17 protein-coding genes are annotated in these 17268 nt (G+C 62.7%); 2 read left to right on the top strand and 15 right to left on the bottom strand.

From position 1 onward, the window contains the following. The first annotated feature begins 39 nt into the window (after positions 1–39). Positions 40–1629: a fatty-acid--CoA ligase FadD5 gene (fadD5, locus tag ABWI03_RS26620; RefSeq protein ID WP_298773593.1), complete on the top strand. Its 1590-nt coding sequence runs from the start codon at positions 40–42 to the stop codon at positions 1627–1629. Between the two features lie 56 nt (positions 1630–1685). On the opposite strand, the gene ABWI03_RS26615 is transcribed toward fadD5, so the two are convergent. From ABWI03_RS26615 to ABWI03_RS26580, 8 genes are all read right to left on the bottom strand, one after another. After that, positions 1686–2165: a nucleoside deaminase gene (locus ABWI03_RS26615; RefSeq protein WP_124568958.1), complete on the bottom strand. Its 480-nt coding sequence runs from the start codon at positions 2163–2165 to the stop codon at positions 1686–1688. Between the two features lie 78 nt (positions 2166–2243). Next, positions 2244–4787: an ATP-dependent Clp protease ATP-binding subunit gene (locus tag ABWI03_RS26610; protein WP_003945604.1), complete on the bottom strand. Its 2544-nt coding sequence runs from the start codon at positions 4785–4787 to the stop codon at positions 2244–2246. A gap of 297 nt (positions 4788–5084) precedes the next feature. Next, complete coding sequence (locus ABWI03_RS26605) at positions 5085–5975, bottom strand: esterase/lipase family protein (protein ID WP_435054160.1); 891 nt, start codon at positions 5973–5975, stop codon at positions 5085–5087. Between the two features lie 5 nt (positions 5976–5980). Beyond that, positions 5981–6877, bottom strand: a complete 897-nt coding sequence (locus ABWI03_RS26600; protein WP_185564873.1) for an esterase/lipase family protein — start codon at positions 6875–6877, stop codon at positions 5981–5983. A gap of 150 nt (positions 6878–7027) precedes the next feature. After that, positions 7028–7366, bottom strand: a complete 339-nt coding sequence (locus ABWI03_RS26595; RefSeq protein WP_166813291.1) for a histone-like nucleoid-structuring protein Lsr2 — start codon at positions 7364–7366, stop codon at positions 7028–7030. 406 nt (positions 7367–7772) lie between these two features. Beyond that, positions 7773–9284 (bottom strand): lysine--tRNA ligase, encoded by a 1512-nt coding sequence (gene lysS / locus ABWI03_RS26590; RefSeq protein WP_095970837.1) that lies wholly within the window; start codon positions 9282–9284, stop codon positions 7773–7775. 11 nt (positions 9285–9295) lie between these two features. Next, positions 9296–9799 carry an anthrone oxygenase family protein gene (locus tag ABWI03_RS26585; RefSeq protein ID WP_298773590.1) on the bottom strand — a complete coding sequence of 168 codons (504 nt, stop codon included), beginning with the start codon at positions 9797–9799 and terminating at the stop codon, positions 9296–9298. Beyond that, positions 9796–10629: an NAD(P)H-binding protein gene (locus ABWI03_RS26580; RefSeq protein ID WP_298773588.1), complete on the bottom strand. Its 834-nt coding sequence runs from the start codon at positions 10627–10629 to the stop codon at positions 9796–9798. The genes ABWI03_RS26585 and ABWI03_RS26580 overlap by 4 nt, the downstream gene beginning before the upstream one ends. Positions 10630–10709: 80 nt before the next feature. Here ABWI03_RS26580 and ABWI03_RS26575 point away from each other — a divergent pair, with 80 nt between their 5' ends. Further along, a complete protein-coding gene (locus tag ABWI03_RS26575; protein WP_298773586.1) occupies positions 10710–11669 on the top strand; it encodes an AraC family transcriptional regulator in 960 nt (319 codons plus the stop codon). Positions 11670–11690: 21 nt separating this feature from the next. Here ABWI03_RS26575 and ABWI03_RS26570 read toward each other — a convergent pair whose 3' ends face one another. The 7 genes from ABWI03_RS26570 to ABWI03_RS26540 all read right to left on the bottom strand — a co-directional run bounded on the left by ABWI03_RS26570 (position 11691) and on the right by ABWI03_RS26540 (position 17257). Continuing rightward, complete coding sequence (locus ABWI03_RS26570) at positions 11691–12113, bottom strand: rhodanese-like domain-containing protein (protein ID WP_003945445.1); 423 nt, start codon at positions 12111–12113, stop codon at positions 11691–11693. Beyond that, positions 12110–12628 carry a cysteine dioxygenase gene (locus tag ABWI03_RS26565; protein WP_095970834.1) on the bottom strand — a complete coding sequence of 173 codons (519 nt, stop codon included), beginning with the start codon at positions 12626–12628 and terminating at the stop codon, positions 12110–12112. Before ABWI03_RS26565 ends, ABWI03_RS26570 begins: the two co-directional genes overlap by 4 nt. A 261-nt stretch (positions 12629–12889) precedes the next feature. After that, the gene (locus ABWI03_RS26560) at positions 12890–13705 is read right to left on the bottom strand and encodes a type III pantothenate kinase (protein WP_095970833.1); all 816 of its coding nucleotides are present in this window, start codon (positions 13703–13705) and stop codon (positions 12890–12892) included. Positions 13706–13708: 3 nt separating this feature from the next. Beyond that, a complete protein-coding gene (panD, locus tag ABWI03_RS26555; RefSeq protein WP_003945761.1) occupies positions 13709–14155 on the bottom strand; it encodes an aspartate 1-decarboxylase in 447 nt (148 codons plus the stop codon). A 27-nt stretch (positions 14156–14182) separates the two neighbouring features. After that, positions 14183–15115: a pantoate--beta-alanine ligase gene (gene panC / locus ABWI03_RS26550; RefSeq protein WP_185564832.1), complete on the bottom strand. Its 933-nt coding sequence runs from the start codon at positions 15113–15115 to the stop codon at positions 14183–14185. Next, positions 15108–16049, bottom strand: coding sequence for a Rossmann-like and DUF2520 domain-containing protein (locus ABWI03_RS26545; RefSeq protein ID WP_298773582.1), 942 nt, complete (start codon positions 16047–16049; stop codon positions 15108–15110). Before ABWI03_RS26545 ends, panC begins: the two co-directional genes overlap by 8 nt. 110 nt (positions 16050–16159) lie before the next feature. Continuing rightward, positions 16160–17257 carry a DUF6779 domain-containing protein gene (locus tag ABWI03_RS26540; RefSeq protein ID WP_298773580.1) on the bottom strand — a complete coding sequence of 366 codons (1098 nt, stop codon included), beginning with the start codon at positions 17255–17257 and terminating at the stop codon, positions 16160–16162. Positions 17258–17268: the final 11 nt, after the last annotated feature.

The following is a 17268-nucleotide window of genomic DNA, read 5'->3' as shown; positions in this document are numbered from 1 at the left end:
TGAGTCACACAATCACCCACGCATGAGAGGAACCCATCGATGGCCTCCACCGATGCAGTCTCCGAGGCGCAGCGTTCACGCCGCACCAACTGGAACAATCAGATCGCCAGGCATGCGCAGATGATTCCCGATCGCACCGCGCTGCGATTTTTGGGCAATTCCATCACCTGGAGCACTCTCGACACGCGCGTCGAGAAGCTGGCAGACGCCCTTGCTCGACGCGGTGTCAGCTTCGGCGACCGCGTGCTCATCCTGATGCTCAACCGCCCGGAATACCTCGAGGTCGTGCTCGCGACCAACGCGCTGGGCGCAATCGCGGTTCCGGTGAACTTCCGTCTTACGCCACCCGAGGTCGCTTATCTCGTCAACGACTCCGGCTCCAAAGTCATTGTCGCCGAAGGACCCTTGGCTCCGCTGGCCAGCGCGGCTCGCGCCGCATCCGAGGGAATCGACATCTCCATCACCGTGGGCGCTGCCGCCGAGGGTGACAGCCTGAATTACGAGGACCTGATCAGCGAAGAGGGTGCGCAGCACGCGTTCGTCGACATCCCGGACGACACTCCTGCTCTGATCATGTACACCTCGGGAACCACCGGTCGCCCCAAGGGTTCGGTACTCTCCCACTCGAACCTGTCGTCGCAAGCATTGACCTGTATCCGGGCCTTCCACCTGTTCAACGCCGATTCCATCGGTTTCTGCGCGTCGCCCATGTTCCACATCGCAGCCCTCGGATCCATCGCACCGAGCCTGCAACTCGGCACGACCACGGTGATCCACCCGGTCGGCGCATTCGACCCGGGCCAACTACTCGACATTCTCGAAGCCGAGAAGGTCACCAGTCTGTTCCTCGTGCCTGTGCAATGGCAGGCCGTGTGCGCAGTTCAGAAGGCACAACCTCGAGCACTGTCGCTGAAGAACATCTCGTGGGGTGCCGCGCCGTCGTCCGATACGATCCTGCGGGCAATGGCCGAAACCTTCCCCGACGCATTCAATGTCGCGGTCTTCGGTCAGACCGAAATGTCGCCCATCACTTGCGTTCTCGACGGCGAAGACGCAATTCGTAAGCTCGGATCGGTCGGTCGGGTCATTCCGACCATCTCCGCCAGGGTGGTCGACGAGAACATGGACGACGTGGCACCCGGCGAAATCGGCGAAATCGTCTACCGTGGGCCCACGATGATGAGTGAGTACTGGAACAACCCCACCGCCACCGCAGACGCCTTCCACGGTGGGTGGTTCCACTCCGGCGATCTCGTTCGAGTCGACGACGAAGGCTTCGTCTACGTCGTCGACCGCAAGAAGGACATGATCATCTCCGGCGGCGAGAACATCTACTGCGCCGAGGTGGAAAACGTTCTCTACGAACACGAATTGATCGTCGAAGCGGCCGTCGTCGGTCGCCCCGACGCCAAGTGGGGTGAGGTGCCGGTTGCGATCGTCGCAATGGCGCCGGGTTCAGCCGTTGACCTGACCATCGAGGAGCTGAGCATCTTCCTCAACGATCGTCTCGCGCGCTACAAGCACCCGAAGGACATCGTCGTCGTGGAAGCGCTCCCACGCAACGCAAGCGGCAAAGTCGTCAAGGGTGAACTGCGAGAGAAGGTTCGAGCAGTCGACGCAGTTTCCTGACTCGACATGAAACGGGCGGCACCTCCAGCGAGGTGCCGCCCGTTCGTGTGCGTCCTTCACGTGCTCTGCGAATGCAACTTCCGATGCAGTTCTCGTACCTGTGGAACCAACTCCGGAACCGGACCTTCGACCGGGATGTTCGGCGCAACCTCGTTGACGGACAGGGACTTCACCGGCGCCGGAGCCACACCCCACTCCGCGAGCCAGTCGCCGAGTTGGGCCGAAGAGCAGATGTAGACGATCCGTCCCAGTCCCACCCACGCGTGCGCTGCCGAACACATCGCGCAGTGCTCACCCGAGGTGAATACCGTTGCCGTCGAACGCTCTTCCGGCGTCAGGTACTGAGCTGCCCACCGCGCCAGCTCGAATTCGGGGTGACGAGTGTTGTCGCCGCCCGCGATTCTGTTTCGATCCTCCGCCAGAAAGGTTCCGTCGGCCGCTGCCAGGACGGAACCGAAAGGTTCGTCGCCGGCATCCAATGCTTCCGTTGCCAATTCGACGCAACGACGCAGGTGACCCAGTTCGATGTCGTTCATGTGTACGCCCTCTCCCGTGATACACGAAACGGGCGGCACCGGTGAGGTGCCGCCCGTTTCGTTACTTGCTCTGCTGTACTACTCGGCTGCGCTTTCGCTTTCGCCGGCCTTGGTCAGCTCGATCGGCGGTGCGTCCGGCACGTCGATCGGCTTCTTGGTAGGCGTGAACGTGAACTTCGCGTCCTCGCCCGAGCCTTCGCCGTCCCAGTTCTCGACGTCGACGAGCACGATGTGACCCGGTCCGATCTCTCCGAAGAGGATCTTCTCGGACATCTGGTCCTCGATCTCGCGCTGGATGGTGCGACGCAGCGGTCGTGCACCCAGTACCGGATCGAATCCGCGCTTGGCCAGAAGCGACTTGGCCTTGTCGGTGACCTCCATGGCCATGTCCTTGTTCTTGAGTGCCGCCTCGACGCGAGCGAGCATCAGGTCGACCATCTGAACGATCTGCTCGTTCGTGAGCTGATGGAAGACGACGATGTCGTCGATACGGTTCAAGAACTCGGGACGGAAGTGCTTCTTCAGCTCGTCGTGAACCTTGAGCTTCATGCGCTCGTAGTTCGACTCCGTGCCCGTTCCCGAGCTGAAGCCCAGGCCGACTGCCTTGGAGATGTCCGACGTACCGAGGTTGGACGTGAAGATCAGCACCGTGTTCTTGAAGTCGACGGTACGTCCCTGACCGTCGGTGAGACGGCCGTCCTCGAGCACCTGCAGGAGGGTGTTGTAGATCTCCTGGTGTGCCTTCTCGATCTCGTCGAACAGCACAACGCTGAACGGCTTGCGGCGCACCTTCTCGGTGAGCTGGCCGCCCTCTTCGTATCCGACGTACCCGGGAGGGGCACCGAACAGACGCGAAGCGGTGAAGCGGTCGTGGAACTCGCCCATGTCGATCTGAATCAGAGCGTCGTCGTCGCCGAACAGGAAGTTGGCGAGCGACTTCGCGAGCTCGGTCTTACCGACACCGGACGGGCCGGCGAAGATGAACGAGCCCGAGGGACGCTTGGGATCCTTCAGACCTGCACGCGTACGACGGATCGCCTTCGAGACGGACTTGACTGCCTCTTCCTGGCCGATGATCCGCTTGTGCAGTTCCTCTTCCATGCGGAGCAGACGAGTGGTCTCCTCCTCGGTGAGCTTGAAGACGGGGATGCCGGTCCAGTTGCCCAGAACCTCGGCGATCTGCTCGTCGTCGACCTCGGCGATGACGTCCAGGTCTCCCGCACGCCACTGCTTCTCACGCTCAGCGCGCTGAGCAACGAGGGTCTTCTCCTTGTCACGCAGGTTCGCGGCCTTCTCGAAGTCCTGCGCGTCGATCGCGGACTCCTTCTCGCGACGCGCGTCGGCGATGCGATCGTCGAATTCGCGCAGGTCCGGCGGTGCAGTCATCCGACGGATGCGCATTCGCGCGCCCGCCTCGTCGATGAGGTCGATCGCCTTGTCCGGCAAGAAGCGGTCGTTGATGTAGCGGTCGGCCAGCGTCGCCGCTGCCACCAGAGCACCGTCCGTGATGGATACACGGTGGTGAGCCTCGTAGCGGTCACGAAGACCCTTGAGGATCTCGATGGTGTGCTCGACGGTCGGCTCGCCCACCTGGACGGGCTGGAAACGACGCTCGAGAGCGGCATCCTTCTCGATGTACTTGCGGTACTCGTCGAGAGTGGTGGCACCGATGGTCTGCAGCTCACCACGGGCGAGCTTGGGCTTGAGGATGGAGGCCGCGTCGATAGCGCCCTCGGCCGCGCCCGCACCCACGAGGGTGTGCAGCTCGTCGATGAACAGGATGATGTCGCCGCGGGTGTTGATTTCCTTGAGAACCTTCTTCAGGCGCTCTTCGAAGTCACCGCGGTAACGGCTGCCGGCCACGAGCGACCCGAGGTCGAGCGTGTACAGCTGCTTGTCCTTGAGGGTCTCGGGGACCTCGCCGTTGACGATTGCCTGAGCCAGGCCCTCGACCACAGCGGTCTTACCGACACCGGGTTCACCGATGAGGACCGGGTTGTTCTTGGTACGACGCGAGAGAACCTGCATGACGCGCTCGATTTCCTTCGAGCGGCCGATGACCGGGTCCAGCTTGCCTTCGAGGGCAGCTTGCGTCAGGTTGCGACCGAACTGGTCGAGCACGAGCGAGGTGGACGGCGTGCCGGCCTCTCCGCGGGTGCCACCGGTTTCGGTGGGCTCCTTGCCCTGGTAGCCCGACAGCAGCTGGATGACCTGCTGGCGGACGCGGTTGAGATCGGCACCGAGCTTGACCAGAACCTGGGCTGCCACGCCCTCACCCTCACGGATGAGACCGAGCAGGATGTGCTCCGTACCGATGTAGTTGTGTCCGAGCTGCAGCGCTTCGCGCAGACTCAGCTCGAGGACTTTCTTGGCGCGCGGTGTGAAGGGGATGTGACCGGACGGAGCCTGCTGGCCCTGGCCGATGATCTCCTCGACCTGGCTGCGGACTCCCTCGAGGGAGATACCCAACGACTCCAACGACTTGGCTGCAACACCTTCGCCCTCGTGAATGAGGCCGAGAAGGATGTGCTCCGTGCCGATGTAGTTGTGGTTGAGCATCCTGGCTTCTTCTTGAGCCAGGACAACAACGCGCCGCGCGCGATCGGTGAACCTCTCGAACATCGCTCTCCCTCACACTCTCCGGCGGGCAGGTTCGAGACCGGATGTCTCGTCCCTGGTCGCCGCGTTTCGCTCCGGCACTACAGACTGATCGCCTCGCCGGTCAGCGGACTGACGTCCACGAATCGACAAAGGTTGCACGACCCCACTTATTACTCTAGAGGGCGCGAAGTCCACCTGCTGCTCCTCCACCCGATTGGCGGCGGAAGCCGGACTGCTTACCGTTCACAACGTCGCAGCTGAGGGAATCGTTTCCCGGTTCCTGTACGCCTGAAGCGAACAGCGATTTTCGACGCCTGATCAGCCGAATATCGGGAGTACCCGAGTGCACGGCACCTCACGCGGATTCGACGGATCCAGCGCGTTGAGCGTCAGAGTCGCCGTTCGCGCCGACGCCACCAACGCGATGTGATCCGACAGGTCCTGTTCGCAGCCGTCCTGAACAACTATGTTCGACGCATTCGACGCGGCCAGTATTCCGCTGCTGTACGGAACGACTACTTGATCGAATCGAGTCACGATGTTGGTGTACTCGACGTCATCGGAGTAGACGCCCGCGTCGCGCAGTTCGGTCACGAAGGTGGCGTTGTCGAAATCCGGTCCGCCGACGCCTTCCGGTGGGCCGACCTCCGAGCCGTCCCACAACGGAGCGATGGAGACGATCTTGGAAACCTTCGCGTCGCCGCCGAGGAACTTGGCGTAGTACGCACTGACCGTCGTCCCTTGGGAGTGTCCGATCAGGTCCACCTTCGAGCTACCGGTCGCGGTAAGGACTTGGTCGACGAACTCCGACAGCTGCCCTGCGCTGTCTCCGAGTGGTGCGAGGCCGCCGGCTGCGGAAATCGGCCACGGCTGGTCCGTTCGATTCCCGAAGGTGAGCGCGAAAACGCAGTACCCCTCGTTGGCCAGCACGGGTGCGAGTACGCCCCAATTTGTCTGACGGTTGGCCGCCGTCCCGTGCACCAGAACGACGGGATCAGGATGAGCAGCGGAAGGCCTGCACGAGAAGTCGTTGGTGCCGGGGGCCGATCCGCCCGGGTTGGTCGCTTCGAGGGCGATTCCACTGAAGAAACCGAACGGAACGGGAAGAGGTTCGTTCGCCGACGCAAGCGGTGTGGCGGTCGCAGCTACGGCTCCGGCCAGAGCGAGAGCGCCCACGCATGTTCGAATCCCCACCGAAGGCCTCCACATGTTGCTCAACCCACGACGGGCAATACCGAGTTGCACGGTACCGGCCGCTGGTGCGCGGGGTCGAGTGCATTGAGAGCAAAAGTCGCAGCGCGCAGCGATGCCGCGATGGCGAGGTGATCGGAGATGTCTTGCTCACAACCGTCCTGGACGACGATGTTGGTGGCGTTGGGCCCGGGCTCCAGTCCGTTTGTGTACGGCAGCACCAGTTCGTCGTAGCGCGTCGTGATGTTCGTGTAGTGAACGCCCGGCGCGTAAACGCCTCCCGCACGGAGATTTTCGATGAACTCCGAACCGGCCCCCATGTTCAGACACGCCTTGCAGATCGGGAATCCGGCCTGCGCTGCCTCGGATACTCCGAGTTCGCGAAGGCTGCGGCCGATACTTGCCTGCTCGTTTCCGAGCGTTCCCTTCCACAGCGACGCCACCGAGACGATGTTGTCCACTTTGTCGGCACCGCCGAGGAACTTCGCGTAGTACCCGTTGATGATGGTGCCCTGCGAATGTCCGATCAGATCTACCGACGTTGCGCCCGTGGCGCCCAGTACTTGATCGACGAATTTCGACAATTGTGCTGCGCTGGAGGGAATTTCCTGCATTCCACCGATGGCCGACAACGGCCATGGCTGCTCGGGGAAGTTGCCGTACGTCAGCGCGAAGACGCAGTAGCCCTCGTTGGCGAGCAACGGCGCATAGGTGGCCCAGTTGGTCTGCCTGTTTCCACCCGTTCCGTGAACGAGCACAACCGGATTGGGATGTTCGGCAGTCGGTTTACACGAAAAGTCATTGGATCCGGGAGCTGAACCGCCAGGATTTCCCAACTCCTGAGGAACTCCCGCGAGGAATGCATTGGGCACGGGCAACGGAGCCTGAGCCGACGCCACGGAACTGAACCCGATGAGCATCACCGCGGCAAGAACCGCTCCCCCGAACAACCTGATTCTGCGCACGACCGACTCCTCTACGAGAGATGCGAACCGTGCAGACGCTAACAAAGTAGAACGCGTTATCAATCCGTTTCGGCAAAATGCGCCCGAATCCATTCGCGATCCATTTCAGACGGCCTTTTCGTAGGCTCGGCGCACCTCGGTCGAAATACGACCGCGGGCCGAAATCTCGAAGCCGGCACCCTTGGCCCATTCGCGGATGGCGGCACTCTGATCGCGGTCGGCAACTGGGCGAGACTTGGCCACCGATCCGTTGGCCGATTTTGCGGAATTCGACTTTCTCGCATGGGGAATCCACTTTTTCAGTGCATCGCGCAGTTCCGCGGCGTTGGCGGCGGTGAGATCGATTTCGTACGCAACTCCGTCGACGGAAAACTCGACAGTTTCGTCAGCGGGCGATTTCTTGTCCAGATCGTCAACCATCGTGACGACAACCTTTTTCACCACGACCATTCCTCCCCAGATCCTTCGATAAGCAGCGACAATAGCACCTGGACAAACGTCCTGTCTTGGCTCGTCCGGATGATTGGGACTGATCGCCGCCGGGTATGCCAGTCGACTTGTCTTGTGACAAGGACAGTGCCGATTCGCTCCGTACGACGCATTGGGGGATGCATCCAGCGGGGGGATCATGACAGAAGACGGCGCGAGAAAACACCTCTTCCGAGTCCCACTTCGAATCGGGAACTACGATGCGCTGAACGCGCAGAGCCCGAAGCTACCGCAGAACTCCGTCACCGCTCAGAGCGGCGGCGGGCGAATATCGTCGGGAACAAATCGAATCCCTCGGGAGCGCCCCAACTGAAAAAGGTTCGGCCGCAACGTGTGCGGCCGAACCCTGATCGAAGTGAATCTAGCGAGCGGACGGACGGACGATCGGGAAGAGGATCGTCTCGCGAATACCGAGACCCGTCAAAGCCATCAGCAGTCGATCGATTCCCATGCCGGTGCCGGTGGTCGGCGGCATGCCCTGTTCCATCGCGGCGAGGAACTCCTCGTCCAGCACCATCGCTTCGTCGTCGCCGGCCGACGCGAGGCGCGCCTGGTCGACAAAACGCTCACGCTGGATCACCGGGTCGACAAGTTCGGAGTAGCCGGTCGCCAACTCGAATCCGCGGATGTACAGGTCCCACTTCTCGGTGACACCCTTCTTGCTGCGGTGATCTCGGGTCAGGGGCGACGTCTCGACCGGGAAGTCGCGGACGAACGTCGGCACGTACAGCTGATCGCCGCACTGGTGCTCCCACAGTTCCTCGACGAGCTTGCCGTGGCCATAACCCTTGTCCTTGGGAATCTCGAGGCCGACCTTCTCCGCCAAAGCAAGTAGCTCGTCGACCGTCGTATCCGGGGTGACCTCGGTGCCGATGGCCGCCGACAACGACGGGTACATTTCGAGAACCTGCCACTCGCCGCTGACGTCGTACTCGGTACCGTCGGCGAGGGTGAGGACCTGCGTGCCGAACGCTTCCTGCGCAACTTCCTGGACGAGCTCACGAATCATCTTCGCGGAATCGTCGTACGTGCCGTAGGCCTCGTACGTCTCGAGCATCGCGAACTCGGGAGAGTGGGTGGAGTCGACGCCCTCGTTGCGGAAGTTGCGGTTGATCTCGAAGACCTTCTCGATGCCGCCGACGACACAACGCTTGAGAAACAGTTCCGGCGCGATACGCAGGTACAGGTCGATGTCGAGGGCGTTCGAGTGCGTGACGAACGGGCGAGCTGCCGCGCCGCCGTGCAGCGTCTGCAGCATCGGCGTCTCGACCTCGAGGAAGCCGCGGCTCTCGAGAGCATTGCGCAGCGCGCGGACGACAGCGACGCGCTTGCGGGCGTTGTCACGAGCCTCGGGGCGAACGATCAGATCCGCGTAGCGCTGACGCACCCGGGACTCTTCGCTCATTTCCTTGTGCGCAACCGGCAGGGGGCGCAGCGACTTGGATGCGATCTGCCAGGCGTCGGCCATCACGCTGAGCTCGCCGCGACGGGAGCTGATGACCTCGCCGTGGATGAAGACGAAGTCACCGAGGTCGACGTCGGACTTCCAGGCAGCCAGTGCCTCTTCGCCGACACCGGCGAGGCTGATCATGGCCTGCAGCTGGGTGCCGTCGCCCTCTTGCAGAGTCGCGAAGCACAGCTTGCCGGTGTTGCGCATGAAGATGACGCGGCCGACGACGCCGACCAGCACACCAGTCGCCGTGTCCGGCTCGAGTTCCGGGTACTCCGCGCGGATCTGCGCAAGCGTGTGGGTGCGATCGACCGAAACCGGGTACGCCTCCTGCCCTTGCGCGAGGATCCGTTCACGCTTTTCGCGCCGGATACGGAGCTGCTCGGGGGTGTCGTCGACTGGCTGGGCTTCTACATCACTCACGGGGTACAAGACTACTGGGCCGTGTCCACCGCGTTTGTTGCTGGTAGCACCGCGGCCACCGCGAGCACGATTCCCGACAGGAGGTACAGCGCAACCCTGACGTGATTCCACATCGTCCACCCCGCCTCGTACGACGCCCATGCGGCTGCGTCGGTAGCGCTCACCGAGGCAAAAGCGTCGTTACGCGGGACGTGGTAAATCGCGGTCACCGCGAAGGAAACGAGGACGCCGACGCAACCGACGACCACGAGCACCCAACCGTTCGGCCTGGAGATCGGTGCCCAGATTCCAGCGGACAGTGCAGTGAGCGCGGATCCGATGAGCGGCAGCATCAAGGCACTGCGTGGTGCTTCGACGTTGATCGCCTGCATCGACGTGATCGCGGTATGAGTGTCCACCGATCGCAGGGCGGGCATCACAAAGGAAGAGAAAGCAAACAACGCACCACCGGCGATGAGCGCGCCGAGCGCAGTCACGCCGACCAGCAGCTCCAGAATGACCTCGGACTTCTTCATGACCAAACCCCCGTTCGAGCGACCTCGGCGGCAAATGTGGTGAAATCTCGAGCGGGCCTGTCCAGGACCTCTTCGACCACTCCGGTCACGCTTTGATTCCGTCCGTCGAGAACCTCGGCGAACAGGTACGTAAGCAACTCCACGACGTCGCTCGGGATGCCGACTTCCGTCATGCTGTCGGAAAATTGTTGCAGTCCAATTCTTTCGAACTCCACCGCGCGACCCGACGCCGTCGAAATCGCCTCAACGGCCTCCGCGAAAGTGAGTAACTCCGGACCTGTCACCTCGAGGACTCGGCCGAGGAGCTCGGTTCGAGTCAACGCGGCCACCGCCACGTCAGCGAGATCGTCGACGTCGATGAACGGCTCCCCCACCCCGCCTGTCGGAAGTGCCAGGTGGCCTTCTCGAATCGGGTCGAGCAGATACCCTTCACTGAAATTCTGGGCAAACCAACTGGCCCGCACCACAGCCCATTCCAGGCCACTGTCGGCCAGTACCCGCTCGGCTTTCTGCGCTGCCGGTTCACCCCGACCGGACAGGAGCACCATTCGCCTGACGCCTTCGCGATACGCGAGATTCGCCAACTCCTCGATGTGCGTGCTCGATTCCGGCACCGCAAGATCCGGCGCATACGCCACGTATGCCGCGTTGACACCGGACACAGCGGGCTGCCACGTCGTCTGATCGTTCCACTCGAAAAGCGTCCCAGAGGTTCTCGACGCGATTCGGGTCCGCACGCCCGCCGCGGTGAGCCTGTGAGCCACGCGCGCACCGGTCTTGCCGGTACCACCGATCACTACTGCCGATTGAATGTCACCTGTTGTAGTCATGTCTTCATTCGACCGCGCGACGTCAATACGATCCATAGTCGAAGGTCGTAAAAACATACGCCAGCGTCTACCGTCGAATCATGGATGCATTGTCGATGATGCTGGCCGGATCGCGGGCGGAGGGCGCTTTTCTGCTGCGCTCGTTGCTCGATCCACCGTGGTCGTTGCGTATCGAGGACCACGCACCCGTCACCGTGCTGGTTCTGGTTCGCGGCACCGCAGTCGTCGTCTCCGACACCGGCCAGACCGAGAATCTCGAGGTCGGCGACGTGGCACTTCTGCGCGGCCCCGATCCGTATACAGTCGCCGATCAGCCCGGCACCCCGGTTCACGTACTCATCGACGAAGCGCAGAACTGCGCCGCGGTCGACGGCTCACCACTCGAGGACATGTCAGTGCTCGGGGTTCGCACGTGGGGCAACTCGACGAGCGGCGAAACCGTCATGCTCACGGGCACATATCGTTTGGACTCCTACGTCAGCCGCCAGATCCTCGACAGCCTGACGCCCGTCGCGGTGGTCCGAGGCAGCATCGAAAATGCGCCGATGACAACGCTTCTGGAACAACAGATCGCCTCCGATGGGCCAGGGCAGGAAGTCTTGTTGGACCGACTCCTGGACCTGGTCCTGATCTCGGCGGTCCGTACGTGGTTCGCCGAGAATCCGGATCGATCACCGCGATGGATCAAGGCATACGAAGATCGCGTCATCGGGCATGCCTTGCGGCTCATACACAATCGGCCCGAACATCCCTGGACAGTCGCGAGTTTGGCTCAGGAAGCCGGCAGTTCGCGAGCAGCTTTCGCTCGCCGGTTCACCAACCTCATGGGCATCGGGCCGGTTGGTTATCTGACTGACTGGCGCATGTCCGTGGCCGCGGATCTGCTCGCAGACCCGGCACGAACGGTGTCGTCGATCGCCCGAGAAGTCGGTTACTCGAGCCCCTTCGCCCTCACGACGGCCTTCACCCGCCATCACGGAGTGAGTCCGAAGATCTATCGCCAGACCTGCTGTGCGCCTTTATTAACCGCCCGCGGTTAATAAAGGCGCACAGCAAACGGGTCAGTGAGCGGAAACAGCGGCCAACTCGCGGGAGCAATGACGCACTCCGCTGAGCGCACCGAGCAAACCTGCAGCCTTGATCGCCTGGTATCCGCCCACCAGATCGGTGGCCTTGTGCAGGCCGAGCTGCTGCAACGACGCTGCGGCCAGGCTCGAGGTGTAGCCCTCGGAGCAGACGATGACCCACTCGACGTCGTGGTCGGTGGCCAGCGCAAGGTGCGCGCTGCTGGTGGGGTCGAGGCGCCACTCGAGCACGTTCCGCTCGATCGCGAGTGCGCCGGGGAGAGTTCCCTCGATGGCGCGCTGCGCCTGCGGACGAATGTCGACGAAGATTGCTCCGCGGTGAAAGGCTTCGGTGAGCTGAAAAACGTACATGCGATCGATCTGTGCGCGAGCGTCGTCGAGCATTTGGTCGATGGTCATTTGGTGCCCCCCTCGGGCAGGTCGGTCAGCTCGGTACGGGTGCGGCGAAGTGTCCGGTGATCCGTCACTTCGTAGTAGGACATTGCCGTCAGCGGCGGCGAGTAAGCATGAACACTCAGAGTCGGTGCATCAGAGCTGATTTCGACCGGAGCGCCGGGAGCATCCGTCGAACGCACGACATCGTGAACCCATCCGAGCGGGAACGAAGCCTGATCGCCGGCGTCGAGCTGGCGTTCCACCAGGGCGTCACCGGCCCAACGGAATTCGGTGAGAGAACCGCTGAGGACGGTCAATGCGCCGAACGAGCCTGCGTGGTCGTGCAATTCGGTATTGCGTTCGGGTACCCAGCTGATGAGCCACACATCGACGTCGTCGTCCGCGTGCAAGCGGGTGGACCAACGGTCGAGCGTCGGGAAGGCATCGGGGATGAGGTGATCGAAACGGCCGTCGAGCACGCCGTTCGCTCCCTCGTCGGTCAGTCGCAGCAAATCGGCCGGACGAAGGCGGGTGGGCAACGACGCACCACTCGGACGACGTCCAGATGCCCCACGATTAGAGCTACGACCTGCGGAAACAGCACGGTCAGCAGTAAGAGTCGGGGCCAAAACAGAGAGATCTGCAGAATATGTGGATAGCACGAGCTAGCTCCAAGGAATGTGAATTGGTCAAGGCAGCGGTCAGCCTCGACAACACTCCTGAGCACCCATGCAGCGATTCACGAGCACCATTGTGGCACAACTTTCGCAATCGCGAAACTGCTGGAGCAAAACCATCGATCAGGCGACGGGTCGTCGACCGGATCCACGACGCGCCTGATTGCGCTCGAAGACCAACCTCAGCCCCTCGAGAGTGAGGTCCCGTTCGAGGTGATCGATAGTGTCGGATTCGGGGATGATCAGCGGTGCGCTGTCCCCCGTTGCGATCACGGAGACGTCGTCACCACCGAACTCCGGTAGTTCGTCGCGTACGCGGTTGACCAGTCCGTCTACGAGGCCGGCGAAGCCGAATACCGCGCCGGACTGCATGCATTCGACAGTGTTCTTGCCGACCACCGAACGCGGGCGCACCAATTCGACCTTGCGCAGCGCAGCGGACTGCGACGCCAAGGCATCGGTGGAGATCTCGAGTCCTGGCGCAATGCAGCCGCCCAGGAACTCACCCTTGGCGGAAACGACGTCGACACAGGTCGATGTACCGAAGTCCACGACAATGCACGGACCCTCGTAAAGATGGTGCGCGGCAAGACTGTTGACGATCCGGTCGGCTCCCACCTCTTTGGGGTTGTCCACCAGCAGTGGCACACCGGTGCGAATACCCGGTTCGACCACCACATGGGGAACGTGACCCCAGTACCGCTCCAGCATCACGCGGATTTCACGCAAGACGGACGGCACTGTCGACAGCGCCGCAACGCCGGTGATCTGATCGACATGGGTACCCAACAGCCCACGGAAGGTCAACGCCAACTCGTCGGCAGTCATCCGAGGGTCGGTTCGCATTCGCCAGTCCTGCAACAGCTTCGAATACTCGCCAGTCCCGGAAAACAATCCCAGAACGATATTGGTGTTCCGCACGTCGACCGTGAGCAGCATGGGTTACACCAGGCTGGATTCGCGCGAGGCCTCGAGTGTCGACAGCATGCGCGGGGTGATCAGACCCGAACCCTCCGGCGCGTGAGCCGGGTCGGAGCCGAGTTCGATCTGCTTGTTGTCGGCATCGACGAACACGACGCGCGGGGAGTACTCCTTGACTTCCTGCTCGTTCATCACGCCGTAGGCGATGAGGATGACCAGGTCACCCGGCTTGACCAGATGCGCTGCCGCACCGTTGATTCCGATGACACCAGTGCCGCGCTCGCCGGCGATGACGTACGTCTCCAGACGCGCACCGTTGTCGATGTCGACGATGCACACCTGTTCGCCTTCGAGGAGGTCTGCGGCGTCCATCAGATCCTGATCGACCGTGACGGAACCGACGTAATGCAGGTCGGCGTGAGTCACGGTGGCGCGGTGGATCTTCGACTTCATCATCGTGCGAAACATATCCAGGTCCTTACTCGTGAAAAGTGCTCAGTGAGACAGCAGGTCGTCGATGGCGTCGGCGGATGGGTCGGTGTCACGCTCGAGGAATCCGGTTCCCACCGCGACACCGACGTTGTCGATCAAACGGGTGGTTCCGAGCTTGGCGGCCACCAACAGCCGGCCGTCGCCTCGCTCGGGCGCGGGGCCCAGATCTACGCCCCGCACCTCGAGGTAGTCGACCTCGATTTCCGGAACAGCTGCCAGAACAGCGCGTGCGGTTTCCAGAATTGCTTCCGCGCCCCCGGCCGCCGCGTGCGCACCGGCGATCAGAGCTGCGGACAGCGCGACCGCCGCGGTGCGCTGGCTCTCGTCGAGGTAGCGGTTGCGAGAGGACAACGCGAGGCCGTCGAACTCGCGGACCGTCGGAACTCCGATGATCTGTACGTCGAAGTTGAGATCCCACACCATCTGACGAATGAGCGTCAGCTGCTGGTAGTCCTTCTCACCGAAGTACGCGTGATTGGGTGCCGCGATCTGCAGCAGCTTCGCCACAACGGTCAACATTCCTGCGAAGTGCGTCGGGCGTGCGCCGCCTTCGAGTTCGCTGCCCAACGGCCCGGGCACGATGGTGGTGCGCTGACCACGCGGGTACATCGTCTTGACGCTCGGCGCGAACACCAATTCGACGCCCTCGGCGCGAAGCAGGTCGAGATCCGCATCGAGAGTGCGTGGGTACGCGTCCAAGTCTTCGCCGGCACCGAACTGCAGCGGGTTCACGAAGATGGAAACGATCACGACCGCGCCGGTGACCTTGGCCTGACGAACCAGTTCGATGTGGCCGGCGTGCAGCGCACCCATCGTCGGAACGAGCGCCACCTGACGCCCGACACCGCGCAGTGCCCGCGAGACGCGCCGAAGCTTGTCCGGATCGTGGTGCACCGTCAGTTCGCCGCGCTTGTATCCGCCCTGCAGATCACTCACGACGGTCACCTCCCGTTTCAGTCAAGATGTCGAACAATTCGGTGGGGGCGCCCACCCGCTGGGCCGATCGCAAGGACATCGCTCGATAGCCGGCAGCGAGCTCCGGATCCAGGTCTGTCAGTACGCGCAAATGTGTGTCGACGGCAGCAGCGTCACCGCGTGCCACCGGGCCGGTCAACGCCGAGGGACCGCGTCGTAGCGCGTTGTCCAAGGCCGCCGACAGCAGCGGCTGCAGGACACGCTCGGCCACCCCACCCGGATCTCCGTCGACCAACTGCTGACCGAGCAGCTCGTCGCCCTGCAACGACGCTCGCAGCGCCTCGACGGCGTCGACTACGAGCGTGACCAGGTGATTACTGCCGTGCGCCAGTGCCGCGTGGTAGAGCGCGCGGTTCTCCTCGCGTACTCGGACGGGCTCGCCGCCGATCTCGAGAACCAGTGACTGCGCGATCGCGTATCCGATGTCGTCGGCAGCAGTGATTCCGAAGCATGCCGACGACAGACGCGCAGTGTCCTCGTCGTGACCGGTGAACGTCATCGCCGGATGGATGGCCAAGGGCAGCGCGCCCAGTTCGGTCAGCGGGGCCAGGATCGCGATGCCGTTGGCACCGGACGTATGGGCGACGAGCGTGCCCGGCTTGACGGCCTGGGTGGCCGCGAGACCTCGAACAAGATCCGCAAGCTGGTCGTCAGGAACTGCGAGAATCAGCAGTTCGGAGCGAGCTGCGACGTCCGCAGCCGGAAGAATTTCGGTATCGGGAAGCCGCTTCACAGCGCGGGCGACCGAGGCGGTGGAGACGGCGGAGCAAGCGCTGACAACATGACCGGCTCGCTCCAATGCGGCACCGACAGCTGTTCCGACCCGGCCTGCGGAGACAATTCCTACCGTCAATCGCGCAGGTGCAGGTCCATTAGTGATCCCGAAGGAAGTCACCGGATTCCTCTCGTTCGTTCCAGTCCCGCTCGGCGGGTACCAGACGTTCTGCGTCCGAGGATATCCTTCGCCCGAACCGTCATGCCATGGCCGGGCGAGTGATCTGCGACTCAGTCCTCTCGGCGACGACGTCGACCGGAGCCTTCGGACGGATTGTTCGAACTCAGGTTTGCCATGATTTCGGCGACGGTCAATCCGTTGGAATGAGCACCGCTGGCGGCATCTTCCGGGGCAGCACGGCGACGACGGCGCGGCTCGGCATCAGGCTCCGCAGCGAGTTCGGGTTCGGGTTCACCTTCCGCGACAACTTCGGGGACAACCTCGGGCACCTCTTCGACGACAGCGTCTTCGATGACGGCGTCTTCGATCTTCGGGGCCTGGGCGGGAGCCTTGACTTCAGGCTCGACCGGCGCGACCGGCTCCGGATCCTTCTTCACCGGAACGTCTTTCACCGTTCGTGACGGCGAGGAACTCACCGGAGAACTCGGTGCTTGGTTCCCGCTCTGGGGCTTCTGCGTTTCTTGCGACTTCTGCGTCGGAATGACGCGCGGCGCCACGAAGCTACTGTCACGCCACGACGTCTCCGCGAACACGACGGTCGTCTCAGCGGTCACCGGATCGTCGTTGGGCGATGCCAAGCCGCCGACGTTCGGTGTCGGTTGGCTGGGTCCGCTCTGGCCGGCGCCGGGAACGTACAACCCCGACGGTGCCGGCTGGTACGCGCCGTACGAACTACCGCCGAGTTCCGGCACTCGCGTCGAATCGGTCTTGAGCGCGGTCTGTTCGGGCAGCAGTCCACCTTCGAACAGTGCTTCGAGGTTTCGGCGCAGCGCCACCAATTCGGCGCGCAGCCCGGCCAGTTCCTCCGCGTCCGCGGTCACCTCGCGGCGCACGCGACCTTCGACGCTCAGTTCGTACTCGCGTCGAGCAGAAATTTCACGTTCGAGCTGCAGTTCGTAGACGGTCTGGAGATCGGCAACCTTGGCTTTGTCCAGTGCCGACTCACGCCGATACTTGGTCATTGCGATAGCGCCGAGGGTGGCTGCCCACAGAGCGACGACCAGACCCACCCGAAGAAGCTGAACGCTGTTGCTGAAGATCAGAAACAGCGAAGCAATGACAGCAAGTGCCAGAAGAGCAGCAATGATCATCTGGCTCGCGCTGCGCTTGCTTCGGCGCGCAGACTTCGATCGACCAGAATTTGTCATGGTTGCCAGGG

It is taken from the genome of Rhodococcus baikonurensis (genome assembly GCF_040489275.1).
GTDB lineage: Bacteria > Actinomycetota > Actinomycetes > Mycobacteriales > Mycobacteriaceae > Rhodococcus_F > Rhodococcus_F baikonurensis.
This window is presented reverse-complemented; position numbering and strand designations above follow the sequence as displayed.